This is a genomic window from Gellertiella sp. DMC107 (genome assembly GCF_056313605.1).
This window is the reverse complement of record NZ_JBQUZZ010000001.1, coordinates 435,498-449,704: the sequence shown is the minus strand read 5'-3', so window position 1 is coordinate 449,704 and position 14,207 is coordinate 435,498. Positions and strand designations below refer to the sequence as shown.

General features: G+C 63.4%; 11 protein-coding genes. 3 read left to right on the top strand and 8 right to left on the bottom strand.

What is annotated here, in order from left to right:
• The first annotated feature begins 15 nt into the window (after positions 1–15).
• Positions 16–1,626 carry a SulP family inorganic anion transporter gene (locus ACT54B_RS02025; protein WP_476042493.1) on the top strand — a complete coding sequence of 537 codons (1,611 nt, stop codon included), beginning with the start codon at positions 16–18 and terminating at the stop codon, positions 1,624–1,626.
• Between the two features lie 213 nt (positions 1,627–1,839).
• A complete protein-coding gene (locus tag ACT54B_RS02020) occupies positions 1,840–3,303 on the top strand; it encodes a methyl-accepting chemotaxis protein (RefSeq protein WP_476042491.1) in 1,464 nt (487 codons plus the stop codon).
• A 91-nt stretch (positions 3,304–3,394) separates the two neighbouring features.
• Here the strand turns inward: ACT54B_RS02020 and ACT54B_RS02015 are convergent, their stop codons facing one another.
• From ACT54B_RS02015 to bcoG, 5 genes are all read right to left on the bottom strand, one after another.
• The gene (locus ACT54B_RS02015; protein ID WP_476042489.1) at positions 3,395–4,180 is read right to left on the bottom strand and encodes a carnitinyl-CoA dehydratase; all 786 of its coding nucleotides are present in this window, start codon (positions 4,178–4,180) and stop codon (positions 3,395–3,397) included.
• Positions 4,177–6,243: an acetate--CoA ligase family protein gene (locus ACT54B_RS02010; RefSeq protein ID WP_476042488.1), complete on the bottom strand. Its 2,067-nt coding sequence runs from the start codon at positions 6,241–6,243 to the stop codon at positions 4,177–4,179. The genes ACT54B_RS02015 and ACT54B_RS02010 overlap by 4 nt, the downstream gene beginning before the upstream one ends.
• Positions 6,244–6,250: 7 nt before the next feature.
• Entirely contained in the window at positions 6,251–7,411 is a 1,161-nt protein-coding gene (locus ACT54B_RS02005; RefSeq protein ID WP_476042486.1) for an acyl-CoA dehydrogenase family protein, read from the bottom strand.
• A gap of 202 nt (positions 7,412–7,613) precedes the next feature.
• A complete protein-coding gene (locus ACT54B_RS02000) occupies positions 7,614–9,107 on the bottom strand; it encodes a carnitine 3-dehydrogenase (protein ID WP_476042485.1) in 1,494 nt (497 codons plus the stop codon).
• 271 nt (positions 9,108–9,378) lie between these two features.
• Positions 9,379–10,281, bottom strand: a complete 903-nt coding sequence (gene bcoG / locus ACT54B_RS01995; RefSeq protein ID WP_476042484.1) for a 3-dehydrocarnitine:acetyl-CoA trimethylamine transferase BcoG — start codon at positions 10,279–10,281, stop codon at positions 9,379–9,381.
• A 114-nt stretch (positions 10,282–10,395) separates the two neighbouring features.
• Here bcoG and ACT54B_RS01990 point away from each other — a divergent pair, with 114 nt between their 5' ends.
• Complete coding sequence (locus ACT54B_RS01990; protein WP_476042482.1) at positions 10,396–11,367, top strand: GlxA family transcriptional regulator; 972 nt, start codon at positions 10,396–10,398, stop codon at positions 11,365–11,367.
• An 8-nt stretch (positions 11,368–11,375) separates the two neighbouring features.
• On the opposite strand, the gene ACT54B_RS01985 is transcribed toward ACT54B_RS01990, so the two are convergent.
• Genes ACT54B_RS01985 through ACT54B_RS01975 form a run of 3 tightly spaced genes read right to left on the bottom strand, consistent with a single transcriptional unit; the run spans position 11,376 to position 14,143 of the window.
• Positions 11,376–12,437 carry an ABC transporter ATP-binding protein gene (locus ACT54B_RS01985; protein ID WP_476042481.1) on the bottom strand — a complete coding sequence of 354 codons (1,062 nt, stop codon included), beginning with the start codon at positions 12,435–12,437 and terminating at the stop codon, positions 11,376–11,378.
• A 21-nt stretch (positions 12,438–12,458) separates the two neighbouring features.
• Positions 12,459–13,268 (bottom strand): ABC transporter permease, encoded by an 810-nt coding sequence (locus ACT54B_RS01980; protein WP_476042479.1) that lies wholly within the window; start codon positions 13,266–13,268, stop codon positions 12,459–12,461.
• Complete coding sequence (locus tag ACT54B_RS01975) at positions 13,265–14,143, bottom strand: ABC transporter permease (protein WP_476042478.1); 879 nt, start codon at positions 14,141–14,143, stop codon at positions 13,265–13,267. The genes ACT54B_RS01980 and ACT54B_RS01975 overlap by 4 nt, the downstream gene beginning before the upstream one ends.
• Positions 14,144–14,207: the final 64 nt, after the last annotated feature.

Here is a 14,207-nt window from a genome sequence, read left to right as displayed (position 1 = left end):
GGTCATGGATTTTTCATGACACTCGATCTGCCCAGAAACCTGATCGCCGGCGCCTCGATCGCCGGATTGATGCTGCCGGAAGCCGTGGCCTATGCCGGCATAGCGGGACTTGAGCCCGCCCACGCCGTCATCGCCGGTATTGCGGGCGCCCTTGCCTATGCGGTCGTCGGGCAAAGCCGCTACGCCATCGTCGCGCCGACCTCTTCCTCGGCGGCCATTCTCGCGGCGACCCTCGCTGCGGTTCCCGGGGGATTGTCGGCCAAGGTGGGCATGACCGTCTGGCTGGTGGCGATCACAGGCCTTCTCTTTCTGGCGGCCGCGCTCCTGCGGCTCGGCAGTCTCAGCGGCTTCATCTCCCGCCCGGTCCTGAAAGGATTTTCCTTCGGCCTTGCCCTGACGATCATCCTTCATCAGTTGCCGGAACTCTTCGGAATCCGGGCCGAGGGTTCCAACCCCGCACGGTTTCTGGCGGATCTCTTCACGAAGTTGCCCTCTGCCCATGCCCTGACCCTGTGCATCGGCTCGCTGGCGCTTCTCACTCTCCTGTCGTTGCGCCGCCTGCCACGGGTACCCGGCCCGCTTCTGGTGCTGGTCACGGGTGCGGTGCTCGGCGTTGCGGTGGATCTGCCGGCTGCGGGGGTGGCGGTCACCGGAGCCATCGCGCTCGATTTCGGACCGCCGGAAGCGCCCCTCCTGTCATGGAGTGCCATCTCCGAGCTCGCGCAATATGCCGTGCCGCTCGTGCTGATCCTGTTTGCCGAATCCTGGGGAACAGTCCGATCTCTGGCCCTGAGAACAGGCGACCCTGTTTCGGCGAACCGGGAGCTCGCTGCCTTTGCCACGGCCAATCTGGCCAGCGCCGCCTTTGGCGGAATGCCGGTCGGGGCGGGATTTTCCGCGGGGCAGGCAGCGCAGGCCGCCGGCGTCAGCAATCGTCTCGGCGGTGTCGTGGCGGCCCTTCTCCTGTTGTTGCTGGTGACGGCCGGCGGCCCGCTGGTGGCCGCGCTTCCCAGAGCCATTCCGGCGGCCGTGGTGATTGCCGCTCTCACCCACGCCCTGGATCTCGGTCCGTTCCTCCGCCTCTGGCGGCTCGGTCGGGACCATTATCTCGCGCTCTTTACGGCGGCGGGCATCCTCAGCTTCGGGGTGCTGGACGGGATGCTGCTGGCCGTGATCCTGTCGCTCGTGGAGCTGCTGCGGCGCCTGTCCCATCCGGTGGTTACCCGGCTCGGACGGCTCGGCGAAACGCGGGACTATGTGGACGCCGCGCGGCACCGCGATGCGGTTACAGAAATCGGCCTCGCCATTTTCCGGCCCGCAGCGCCCCTTTTTTATGCCAATGCGGACTCCGTTCTCAGCGCAATCTCCCGGGCCACCGAGGAAGACCCGGCCGTTCATCGGCTGATCGTCAGCCTGGAAGAGAGTTTTGATCTCGATACGACCGCGCTGGACCAGCTGATCGAGTTCGATCGCCTGATGATCGCGCGCGGCTATCACCTTGCCTATGCCCGGGTTCACGACCAGCTGCGCGATCTTCTTCGTCTCGCGGGAGAAGGGGATTTTCTCGCCCGCTGCCACTATAGTGTGGATGACGCGGTGCGGTCCTTCCAGACATCGGGAGCGTGAAGGGGTTCGGTCTGTCCAAAAGCTCTTCCCGGCTCGGGTGAGACATCTGTGTTCGTATATAAGATGAGTGTTGCGATTTATACTTTAGTATAGTTTTTGTGGATACTTTTCCTATTTTGTTTGCGACAAATCATACCGGCTTGTTGAGGCTTGGTTAACCATTCTGCACTGACTCTTCTGCATCGATATTCTGCAAGCTGGGAGGCTTGAACGATGGGTGAGCGTGCGTTCGAGCCGCAGGCCGAGACGCTTGAGACGACAGATCCTCACGGGCGCGCTGTAGACGTTTCCGGGGCTCGCCTGCTGGCGGATGCAATACAGAAATTGTTTCAGGGGGCGTCCGAGCTCGGGCTCGATATTGTCAATGTTGCCGGCAATATCCAGCAAACGGCGGCGCAAACCCGTGAGCAGGCGCAGGCGCTGCAATCGCTGACCCGCGACGCGGAAGAGATCGCCCTTTCCAACCAGTCGCTGGCGACCGGCATGACGGATGCCGATGCTTCCGCCATCAGGGCAAGACAACTGCTCTCCCAATCCGCCGGCAACCTCAATGCCTCCATTACCGAGATCGATCAGATGCTCGTCACCACGGCAGGCATCGATACCGAGATTTCATCCTTTGCCTCCTCCATTGCGGATGTGGACAAGGTGGCGACCGAAATCAGTTCCATCGCACGGCAGACAAACCTGCTGGCGCTGAATGCGGCCATCGAGGCCGCCCGTGCCGGGGAGGCCGGCAAGGGTTTCGCCGTCGTCGCACAGGAAATCCGCGCGCTTTCTCTGCAGACCTCCCAGGCCACGGGCGCCATCCTCGAAACACTGAAGGTGCTGCGCACCGGGATTTCCCAGCTCAGCAGGTCCGGGAAGGATGTGACGGGCTGCGCCGTGACCGTCAAGGACCAGTCGATTGCCATGAGCGCGTCCTTCCAGGAGATGGAGCAGGGCATTCTGAGCATCCTCGACGGGACGACCACGATGGCGGGGACGACCACGGTGATCAATCAGCAAGCCCAGGGCTTCGTGAACGCCATCGAACGCATTTCCGCCGATGTCGCCCGTTCCAACGATGCGCTCCAGGATGCGGCCAAAGGGGCCGACCGGGTGGTGGACCTGTCGGAGCGAATGATCCAGTTGACGGGCAGCACAGGCGCGCGGACGGAAATCAGCCCCTGGGTCGATCTGGCCCAGCAAACCGCAGCCCGCATATCGGAGACCTTTGCGGAGGGCGTGCGGCGGGGGCAGATTTCGCTGAACCAGCTCTTCGACCATCACTATCAGCCGATTGCGGGCAGCGATCCGCAACAGCTGATGAGCGGGTTTACCCGCTTCACCGACATGGTGCTGCCCGACATCATCGAACCGGTGGCCGGTTCAGATGGCGCTATCGTGTTTTGTGCGGCAGTCGATACCAACGGCTATCTCCCGACCCATAACCGGAAATTTTCCCATCCGCAGAAGCCCGGCGATCCGGTGTGGAACAACGCCAATTGCCGCAACCGCCGCCTTTTCAACGACCGCGTGGGGCTGGCTGCAGGCCGGAGCAAGGAGCCGTTCCTCGTGCAGACCTACCGGCGCGACATGGGAGGCGGGGTCTTCGTGATGATGCGGGACATTTCCGCGCCGATTACGGTCAATGGCCGCCATTGGGGCGGCTTGCGGCTGGCGGTGAAGGTCTGAACCAGACAGCGATCAACGTCTTTCGAAACGAAAAAAGGGCGGTTCCATAAGGAGCCCGCCCTCGCTTTTCCGTCGGCTTGTGCGATCAGGCTTATTTGCCTTTCCAGACGGGATCGCGCTTTTCGGCAAAGGCGCGGGCGCCTTCGAGCTGGTCTTCCGAACCGTAGAGAATATCCACCGTGCGCAACTGGCGCTTGGTGATCTTGTTCATCGTATCCTGGAACTTTGCGCCTTCCGCCTCACGCACTACTTCCTTGATGGCGGCGTAGACGAGCGGCGGGCCGCTTTCCAGCAGGCGGGCGAGCTCCCAGGCGCGGTCCAGCAGCTTCTCGGCAGGCAGGATTTCGTTGACGAAGCCCCAGCGATGACCTTCCTCGGCATTCAGCCAGCGGCCGGTCAGCAGCATGTCCATCGCCACATGATAGGGAATACGCTTCGGCAGCTTGATCGAGGCGGCATCGGCCACCGTGCCGGAGCGGATTTCCGGCAGCGCGAACGTGGCGTGTTCGGCAGCGAGGATCATGTCGGTCGAAAGCGCGATCTCGAAGCCGCCGCCACAGCAGATGCCGTTGATCGCCGCGATGATCGGCTTGTTGAGGTCGCGCAGTTCCTGCATGCCGCCGAAGCCGCCGACGCCATAGTCGCCATCGACCGCATCGCCCGCGGCGGCGGCCTTCAGGTCCCAGCCGGGGCAGAAGAATTTCTCGCCGGCACCGGTGATGATCGCGACGCGCAGGGTCTCGTCATCGCGGAAATCCTGGAAGATCTTGCCCATGATCCTCGATGTCACGAGGTCGATGGCATTGGCCTTCGGACGGTCGATGGTGACTTCCAGAATGCCGCCTTCGCGGCGGGTGCGGATCGGTCCTTCGCTCATGCCTTTTTCCTCCTGATCAATGCGTCTGCCGCGACAGCGCCCTGGCCTTCCGGCAGCACCATCACGGGGTTGATGTCCAGTTCCTCGAAGGTGGCGGCATGGGCCGTCACATAGGCGGCAGCGCCCGCCACCGTCTTTACCAGTGCTTCGACGTCGCCCTTCGGCTGGCCGCGATAGCCAGCCAGCAGCTTGTTGATCTTCAGCCCGGCAATGGCTTTCCGGATTTCCTCTTCCGTGGCCGGAAGCGTCAGGATCGCCGCATCCTCGATGAGTTCGACCAGAATGCCGCCGGCGCCGACGGTCAATACCGGACCGGCGACCGGATCGCGCATGGCGCCGATGATGATCTCGGCGACGGGCTTTGCCACCATCTTCTCCGCGAGATAGCCCTTCGCCACATGGGCCATGGCTTCCGCAGCCTCCAGCACGTCCTCGCGGGTCCTGAGGTTGAGCTTCACGGCTCCGGCTTCGGTCTTGTGGGCGACGCCAAGGCCCTTCAGCGCCACGGGCAGGCCCATGCGGGTCGCGGCATCGGCAATCGCCGCCGGGGTGAGGGCGACGACGCCCTTCGGCACGGGCACGCCGAAGGCCTTCAGCGCTGCCTTGGCTTCCGCCTCGCTGAGTGTTTCGCTGTCGCCCTCCGCATCGGCGACCTTGATCAGGGGCGCGGGGGCGGGGGCCGCCCAGGCCGCACCGATATCGGCGGCAATTTCGGCGGCGGAAAGCGCCTCGTCGATGCCGCAGAGCGGCACCATGCCCATCTCCATGAGCTTGAAGGCCACGTCCTCATGCATGTTTTCGCTGATCGAGGCGACGAAGGCGGCGGGTACGCCGGCATTGGCCTTGCTGGCATTCTGCATGGCCTGAACGGTGATCCACCAGTCCTCGTAGGTGCAGCGGTCGGCGCGGGGGAAGTCGAGGATGATCATGTTCAACGCATAGCCGCCCGCCATCATGGCGGTGAAGGCTGCCGTCTGCCGCTCCAGATTGCCCCAGACGAAGGTGTGGTAGTCCAGCGGGTTGGCGAGCGTCACCATCTCGCCCAGGCTTTCCCGCAGCGGCTTCAGCTGGAAATCCTTCAGCGCCCGGAAATGCACCTTGCGGCCGACGGCGGTATCCGACACCAGCGAGGCTTCGCCGCCGGAACAGCTCATGGAAGAGATCTCGTAGGAGCTGAGCGGGCCATAGACATGCAGCAGCTTCAGCGCTTCCAGCATGACCGGCAGGCTGGAGACCTGCCCGATGCCAAGCCGCTTCAGCACGGCGGTGGAGACTGCGTGGTTACCGGCAAGAGAGGCCGTGTGGGAGACTGTCGCTTTCTGTGCGGCTTCCGACTTGCCCACTTTCAGCGCTACCACCGGCTTTTTGAGTTCGCGTGAACGCTGGGCGAGCCGCTCCAGCGCCTCGATGCTATCGATGCCTTCGATATGCAAGCCGAGGGCGGTCACGCGCGGGTCTTCGAGCGCGGCAATCGCCATTTCGGAAAGGCCCGTCTGCGCCTGGTTGCCCGCCGTCATGATATAGGCAATCGGCAGGCCCCGGGTCTGCATCGTAAGGTTCAGCACGATGTTGGAGGACTGGGTGAGGATCGCCACGCCCTTCTCCACCTTGATCAGCCCGTGCTGGTCCGGCCAGAGCAGGGCGCCATCGAGCGCATTGACGAGGCCGTAGCAGTTCGGACCGATGATCCGCATCCGGCCGGCGGCCTTCACCAGTTCAGCCTGAAGATCCGCGCCGTCGGCCAGTTCGGATTGCGCTTCAAGAAAGCCCGACGCATAGCAGATCGCGCCGCCTGCACCCCGTTCGGAGAGCTGGCGGACGATCTCGACGGAGAGATTGCGGTTCACGCCGACGAAGGCGGCATCCGGTGCCGATGGCAGGTCGGCCACCGAGCGGTAGCATTTGCGGCCATAGATCTCGTCTTCCTTCGGATGAACGGGCCAGATCTCTCCGGCAAAGCCCATCTTGTCGCATTGATAGATCACCCGGCGTGCCTCCTTGCCGCCGAAGACGGCAATGGTTTTCGGGCGCAGCAGACGGTCGAGGCTGTTGAGGTCGCTCATGGCTCGATCAGGCTCCGAGCGGCCGCAACAGGTCGCGGCTGATGATGTGCCGCTGGATTTCGGACGTGCCGTCCCAGATGCGCTCCACGCGGGCATCGCGCCAGAAACGGGCCAGCGGCAGGTCGTCCATCAGGCCCATGCCGCCATAGATCTGGATTGCCTCGTCGGTGACGCGGGCGAGCATTTCGGAGGCGTAGAGCTTGGCCGAGGCGATCTCGCGGTTCGAGGGCTTGCCCTGATCGAGCAGCCATGCACCGTGCAGCGTGAGGAAATCGGCGGCGTCGATCTCGGTGATCATGTCGGCGAGCTTGAAGGACACGCCCTGGTTCGCGCCGATCGGCTTGCCGAACTGCTTGCGTTCGGCGGCATAGGAGAGCGCGTAATCGAAGACGCGACGAGCACGGCCGACGCAGGAGGCGGCAACCGTCAGGCGCGTGCCATAGAGCCATTCATTGGCGAGGTCGAAGCCCTTGTGCAGCTCGCCGAGGATCTGGGCCGAGGGCAGGCGGCAATCAGTGAAATTCAGGATGCAGTTATGGTAGCCGCGATGGGACACGGAGGAATAACCCTCGCGGATCTCGAAGCCCGGCGTGCCGCGATCGACGAGGAAGCAGGTGATCAGCTTCTTCGGCCCGCGCGGGGTCTGCTCCTCGCCGGTGGCGATGAAGACGATGACGAAATCGGCCAGATCGGCATGGGAGATGAAGTGCTTGGTGCCATTCACCACCCAGTCGTCGCCATCCTTCTTTGCAAAGCACTTCATGCCGCGGACGTCGGAGCCCGCATCCGGCTCGGTCATGGCGAGCGCATCGAACTTGTCGCCCTTGACGGCGGGGATGAGGTAGCGCTCGCGCTGTTCTTCGTTGCAGCCCATCAGAATGCCGGAGGGGCGGCCGAAATAGGCGGCAAGGCCCATCGAGGCACGGCCAAGCTCGCGCTCCACCAGCGTGAAGGTGAGATTGTCCAGCCCAGCGCCGCCGACATCGGCCGGCATGTTGCAGGCGAAGAAGCCCAGTTCCTGGCTCTTGCGCTTGATCTCCTGCCCGATCTCCTTCGGCACGATGCCGGTCCGCTCCACCTCGTTCTCATGCGGATAGATTTCCGTTTCCACGAAGTTGCGGACGGTGGAGACGATCATCTCCTGCTCTTCGGTAAGGCCAAAATTCATCAGTCTGTTTCTCCGGTATGGCGTCATCGCCGGCGTTGCGGCGGTCAATTCCTCTGGTCGCTCCTGCACGCTCTGGGATAGCTCGGGCAGTAGGGGTGCCCGGCAGGAGCGGCCAGGGGAATTGGCAGGGGCGGGTCATTGGCCGAAATGCCCCCCTCCCGACGGTGTGGCCGAAGGGAAGGGGACCCAAGCTCTTTCCGGTTCAGCCCTTCTTCTGGCCGACCTGACGGCCGAAGCCATCCGGGACGGGCAGGCCTGCATGGGCGTCGGTGATGTCCTTGACCTTGGCGAGCACATGGGCGGGGGCAGGGCAGGCCTTGGACGCCTTGCTGTCCACATGCACCATCATCTGCTCGGCGGTGGCGAGGATGTCGCCGGTCTTGGCGTCATGGATGCGGCTGAAGTAATGGAGACGCTTGTCGTCATGGGAGACGAGCTGGAGGGTGGAATAGATCTCCTGGCCGAGCTTGGATTCGCCGAGATGGCGGATGTGGGTTTCGACCGTGTAGTAGGAATGGCCGGCTTCCACATAGTCCATGTCCACGCCGATCAGGCGCAGCAGCGCATCGGACGTATCGCCGAAGACCTGCAGGTAGCGGAACTCGGTCATGTGGCCGTTATAATCCACCCAGGCGGGCGAGACCTTGATGTCGAGGAGGCGCAGCGGCTCGGCCTTGACTTCGACCTTCGCCTTCGGGGCATTCTTCCAGAGATGCTCCTCGAACTCGGCGAGCAGCTTGCCCGCACCCCAGCCACGGCCTTCGTCGCCGGCCTTGAGCGCCTGCATGATGCCGCAGAGGTTCTGGTCGCGGATGCGTTCCAGCTCACGGATGCCGCGCGCGCCGGACTGGGCGTCCGACTGGTTGGCGATCTTGTCGATCAGCTCGTCGGTGAGATCGACCACGTCGGTCAGCTTGGTCCAGGGCCAGGAGAGGCAGGGGCCGAACTGGGCGATGAAGTGGCGCATGCCCGCTTCGCCACCGGCGATGCGGTAGGTCTCGAACATGCCCATCTGCGCCCAGCGCATGCCGAAGGAATAGCGGATCACATCGTCCAGCGTTTCGGTATCGCAGATGTCGTCCTTGATCAGCCACAGGCCTTCGCGCCAGACTGCTTCCAACAGGCGGTCGCCGACGAAGGCTTCGATTTCCTTGTTGATGATGACGCCCTTCATGCCGATGGGCTTCAGGCGGTCGCGAGCGGTTTCCAGCGTCGCGCGGGTGGTCTTTTCGCCGCCGACCAGCTCGGCGAGCGGCAGCAGGTAGACGGGGTTGTAGGGATGGGCGACGAAGAGGCGCTCGGGGTGCTTCATGTCGCGCTGGAGGTCGGTCGGCTTGAGGCCCGAGGTCGAGGAGCCGATCAGGGCGTCGGGCTTGGCGGCCGCGTCGATCTTGGTCAGAACGCCGCGCTTCAGGTCGAGCCGCTCCGGCACGGATTCCTGAATCCAGTCAGCACCTTCCACGGCTTCTTCAAGGCTCTGGCAGAAGGTGAGCGTGCCCTTCGGCGGCAGGGGTGCCATGGTCAGCAGCTTGTAGGCGCGCTCGGCATTGGCGATCACTTCGCCGACGATGCGCTGGGCTTCCGGATGCGGGTCGAAGACCTTCACATCGATGCCGGCCAGCAGGAAGCGGGCGATCCAGCCCCCGCCGATCACGCCGCCGCCGATGCAGGCCGCTTTCTGGATTTGAGTGGTCATGGGTTTGTGTCCGTTCTGTCAATTCGTGAAAACAATAAGCCGGCTTCTGCTGAGCCCCCTCATCCGCTTGGCCCGCACCTTCTCCCCGCTGGGGAGAAGAGACTTGGGGCGGCTGCCGCGAGCTTTTCCCCGGCCCGACGGGGGTTGATACCCCCACCCCTAACCCCTCCCCACAAGGGGGAGGGGGACTTGGGCGGCTGGCTCAACCTGCTCCCTCCCCCTTGTGGGGAGGGCTGGGGTGGGGGTTCAAGGAACGCGTCCGACGCTCTTCTTACCGCTTGGTCAGCTTCAGCTTCTTGCGCACTTCGGCCGGTCCGATGATGCTGGCGCCCATGCCTTCGATGACCGAGACGGCCTTGTCGACCAGCTGGGCATTGGTGGCGAGCTGGCCCTTGGCGACATAGAGGTTGTCTTCGAGGCCGACGCGGACATTGCCGCCGGCGAGAACGGCGGCCGCCGGGTAGGCAAGCGCGTTGCGGCCGATGGAGAAGGCCGAGAAGGTCCAGTTCGACGGGATGTTGTTGACCATCGCCATGAAGGTGTTGAGATCGTCCGGCGCACCCCACGGAATGCCCATGCAGAGCTGCACGAGGACCGGGTCCTCGATCACGCCTTCTTCAGCGAGCTGCTTGGCAAACCAGAGATGGCCGGTGTCGAAGGCTTCGATCTCCGGGCGGACGCCGAGATCGGTCATCATCTTGCCCATGGCGCGCAGCATCGAGGGCGTGTTGGTCATGACGTAGTCGCCGAGCGAGAAGTTCATGGTGCCGCAATCGAGCGTGCAGATTTCCGGCAGGCATTCGGCCACATGGGCGACGCGCTCGGTGGCGCCGGCCATGTCGGTGCCGATATCCTTCAGCGGCAGCGGGTTTTCCACGTCACCGAAAATCATATCGCCGCCCATGCCGGCGGTGAGGTTCAGCACCACGTCCACGTCCGAGTCGCGGATGCGGTCGGTGACTTCCTTGTAGAGCGACTGCTTGCGCGAGGGAGCGCCGGTTTCCGGATCGCGCACATGGCAGTGCACGACGGCAGCACCGGCACGGGCGGCCTCGATGGCGGATTCGGCGATTTCCTTCGGGGAGCGCGGCACGTGCGGGGACTTGCCGGCGGTGTCGCCGGAGCCGGTCACGGCGCAGGTGATGAAGACTTCGCGGTTCATGGAAAGGGGCACGGTATTCTTCTCCCAATGTTCGATGCTGCAATTTCGGCGGAAAGGGCAGCGCTTTGCTTTGCGAAATCGGATGAAAGTTTGACATAATCGGAACAGGCTTCTACGGATGAACAGATGCTCTCACCGACCGACCAGCGCCTCGATATCGACATCCTCGTGGTACCCGACACCAATCTCCTGCTCGTCGCCTCGGTGATCGAGCCCTTGCGCGCGGCCAATCGCATTGCCGGCATGGATCTCTATCGCTGGCGCATCTTCTCGCCGGACGGCCAGCCCATCGAAACGCGCTCCCGCATTCCGATCCCCGTCGACGGTCCGTTCCGCCCGGAGCGGGAAAGCCTGCCGCTCTTCGTCGTCTCGTCCTATAGCTGGCGGGATGCGGCCACCTCCTCGCTGAAGCGGCTCTTGTCGCAGACGGCGCGCACCCGGGAAATGGTGGCCGGAATCGAGTCCGGTACCTGGTTGCTGGCCGAAACCAGCCTGCTCGACGGCTTCCAGGCGACGGTTCACTGGGAGGATTTCGACGAATTCGCGGCCGCCTATCCGCAGATCGCGGTGACTCGGGACCGCTTTGTCATCGACCGCAAACGCATCTCCACGGGCGGGTCGCTGCCGACGCTCGACCTGATGCTGGAAATCATCCGGCGAAGGCAAGGCTATTCGCTGGCGCTCGAAGTCTCGCGCATCTTTACCTATGAGCAGACCGGCTTTCGCCCGGAAGCGACCGCGATGCCTTCGACAGGCAGCCTGCGCATGGTGGACGACCGGGTGCGCGCCGCAATCCGCCTGATGGAGGAAAACATCGAGCAGCCGGTTCTGCTCTCACGGCTGGCGAAGCGCGCCGGGGTGAGCGCCCGCCATCTGCAGACCCTGTTCCAGGAAACGATCGGGGTGGGGCCGCACGTGCATTATCTCGCCGTCCGGCTGAATGCCGCCCGCCGCAAGGTAATCGAAACGCGCCAGCCCTTCGCCGACATCGCACTCGCCACCGGCTTCAACTCCGCCTCGGCTTTCTCCCGTGCCTACAAGGCGCAGTTCCGCGAAAGCGCCAGCGAAACGCGGAAGCGGTTGCAGAAGCAGGGATAACCGCCTTCTTAATCCCGTATCACCAGCAGGTCGCGGGCCGCGAAGTGCAGGGTCACCTGTTCGCCCGATGCGGGGGGTGTGCGGCCGGGATCGTTGAACATGTCGAAGGAGATCGTGCTTGTCCCCACCTTCAGCCGGGTGCGGATGACAGAGCCAAGGAAGTGCGAGGAAAGGACCTCGCCGGGGATGGCGGCGTCGGTGCGGGGCGAGGCGGCGAGCGAGGCCGCTTCGGGGCGCAAAGCGACCGAAACCGTATCGTCCCCCTTCATCCCGGCAAGGGAATCCAGAATGACCAGCGACTGGTTGCCGATGCGGATGCGGTTCGCCTGCGGATCTTCCACCTTGGCCTCTATCAGGTTCAGCGTGCCGACGAAGGAGGCGACGAAGCGGGTCGAGGGGCGGTTGTAGATTTCCGACGGCGTGCCGATCTGGTCGGCGCGGCCGGCATTCATCACCACGATGCGGTCGGAGATGGAGAGCGCTTCTTCCTGGTCATGGGTCACGAAAACAGTCGTGATGCCGAGCTGGCGCTGGATGAGGCGGATTTCTTCGCGGAGCGACACGCGGATCTTGGCGTCGAGCGCAGAAAGAGGCTCGTCGAGCAGCAGCACCTGCGGCTTCGGGGCGAGCGCCCGGGCGAGTGCCACGCGCTGCTGCTGGCCGCCGGACATCTGGTAGGGGTAGCGGTCGGCCAGATGCTCGAGATGGATGAGGGACAGCATTTCCTTGACGCGGGCCTCGATTTCGGCGCGCGGCTTGCCCGCCACCTTGAGACCGAAGGCAACATTCTCGAACACGGTCATGTTCGGAAACAGCGCATAGGCCTGGAAAACCATGCCGATATTGCGCTGGTTCGGCTTCAGCGTCGTCTGGTCCTTGCCATTGATGACGATGGTGCCGTCCGACGGGGTTTCAAAGCCCGCGATCATGCGCAGGATGGTAGTCTTGCCACAGCCGGACGGGCCGAGGAAGGAGATGAACTCGCCCTTTTCGATCGCCATGTTGAAATCATGGACGACCTGCACCGGACCGAAGCTCTTCTTGATGGCGGATAGTTCGAGAAAGGACATGGAAATGGCTCTTCGTTTCGGTCAGGGCTTGGCCGGGCGGGCCTTGTTGAAGCGCGACAGGAATTGCAGGATGCCGACGCTGAACCAAGTGATCGCGAAGGCAATGATGGCGAGTGCCGGCGGCTCGTAGGCGCGGTTGGCACCGATCAGCTGGAGATAGGGGCCGAAAGCCGGCCGGTTCAGCAGCGAGGGCATGGTGAACTCGCCGATCACGATGGCGAAGGTGATGAAAGCGCCGGAGAGCACCCCGCTCATGACATTCGGAAAGATGCAGCGGAAAAGAATGGTGCGCCAGGGCGCGCCGAGGCTCTGGGCCGCTTCCGTCAGTGTCGCCACGTCGATGGTCCGCATGGCCGTATCGACCGAGCGGTACATGTAGGGGAGCGACAGCGTCATGAAGGAGAACATCAGCAGGATGTCCGTTCCGCGGGCGGAGCCGGTGAAGGGGATCCAGGACGAGGAATTGTAGAGCCGGAGATAGCCGAAGACGATGACGATGGCCGGAATGACCAGCGGCAGGAGGGTGACGAATTCCATCACCGGCCGGAACTGGGGCAGGCGAAGCCGCACCCAGTAGGCCGTCGGCACGATAAGCAGCATGCCGATGACGATGGTCAGGATCGCCATCACGATGGAATAGGTGAAGCTTTCCTGGAACTGCACGTCGCTGAAGACCGAGCGATAGGCCGCGAAGGTGTAGCCCTCGGTCTTGTAGAGCATGCGCAGGGAGAATTCGAAGGTCGCGACCAGCGGCAGGATGAAGTAGGTCGCACCGAAGGCGATGGCGGCCCAGGCACCGGTCTTTTGCAAAAGGTTTTTCCGTGTGCTCATTTCTGCCACCGTTCGGCGCGGATGCGCATCCAGATATAGACGAGGTTGGACAGGCCGGTGATCACGATCATGCCGAGTGCCAGCGCATAGCCGAGGTTGGGGTTATGCAGCACGTCGCCGCGGATCTGGGCATAGAGCTGAATGGGCACGATGTTGAACGTGCTGCCGGTCAGCGAATAGGCGGTGGCAATCGCGCCGAAGGCATTGGCGAACAGCAGCAGGAAGGTGCCGAGGATCGAGGGAAACAGGATCGGCAGCGCCACGCGCGTCCAGTATTGCGTGTTGGTCGCGCCGAGGATTTCGGCGGCCTCGCGCCATTCCTTCTTCAGTCCGTCCAGCGCCGGCGTGATGATCAGCACCATCAGCGGGATCTGGAAATACATGTAGGTAATGGTCAGACCCAGGAAGCTCAGCAGGTTGAAGCCGGTCGCATAGAGATTGATGCCGAACCAGTCGCGAAGCAGCACCGTTACGAGACCCGTTCGACCGAGCGTCGCCAGGAAGGCGAAGGCCAGCGGCACGCCGGCGAAATTGGAGGCCACGCCCGAGAAGGTCATGATGGCCGACCGGATCCAGGCAGGCAATCTGCCCAGCACCACGGCCCAGGCGAGGAAAAAGCCCACCAGCGTTCCGCCCAAAGCAGAGGCCAGGCTGATCTTCAGCGAAATGGAGTAGGAGGCCATGATCTTCGGCGTGAACAGGCCGGCGATGTTTTCGAGCGTCGGTTCCCCCGCCGCGTTCACGAAGGCGCCCGTGACGAGATAGAGCGTCGGCGCGATCAGGAACATGACGGCGAAAAGGGTAAAGGGTGCGACCCCCGCCCAGTCCATCAGCTTCTTCCGGTTGAGAACCGATTGTGTTGAGGATACCGCCATGGTTCCGAAATTCCCCCGAATAAAGAGGTCTTCCCGCGCATCCGGCGCGGGAAGACCGATGTCA

What these genes read in the sequence shown, in the direction of transcription:
- ACT54B_RS02025 (WP_476042493.1), top strand. Translation starts at nt 16, where the DNA reads ATGACACTCGATCTGCCCAGAAACCTGATCGCCGGCGCCTCGATCGCC.
- ACT54B_RS02020 (WP_476042491.1), top strand. Translation starts at nt 1,840, where the DNA reads ATGGGTGAGCGTGCGTTCGAGCCGCAGGCCGAGACGCTTGAGACGACA.
- ACT54B_RS02015 (WP_476042489.1), bottom strand. Translation starts at nt 4,180, where the DNA reads ATGAGCGAAGGACCGATCCGCACCCGCCGCGAAGGCGGCATTCTGGAA.
- ACT54B_RS02010 (WP_476042488.1), bottom strand. Translation starts at nt 6,243, where the DNA reads ATGAGCGACCTCAACAGCCTCGACCGTCTGCTGCGCCCGAAAACCATT.
- ACT54B_RS02005 (WP_476042486.1), bottom strand. Translation starts at nt 7,411, where the DNA reads ATGAATTTTGGCCTTACCGAAGAGCAGGAGATGATCGTCTCCACCGTC.
- ACT54B_RS02000 (WP_476042485.1), bottom strand. Translation starts at nt 9,107, where the DNA reads ATGACCACTCAAATCCAGAAAGCGGCCTGCATCGGCGGCGGCGTGATC.
- ACT54B_RS01990 (WP_476042482.1), top strand. Translation starts at nt 10,396, where the DNA reads ATGCTCTCACCGACCGACCAGCGCCTCGATATCGACATCCTCGTGGTA.
- ACT54B_RS01985 (WP_476042481.1), bottom strand. Translation starts at nt 12,437, where the DNA reads ATGTCCTTTCTCGAACTATCCGCCATCAAGAAGAGCTTCGGTCCGGTG.
- ACT54B_RS01980 (WP_476042479.1), bottom strand. Translation starts at nt 13,268, where the DNA reads ATGAGCACACGGAAAAACCTTTTGCAAAAGACCGGTGCCTGGGCCGCC.
- ACT54B_RS01975 (WP_476042478.1), bottom strand. Translation starts at nt 14,143, where the DNA reads ATGGCGGTATCCTCAACACAATCGGTTCTCAACCGGAAGAAGCTGATG.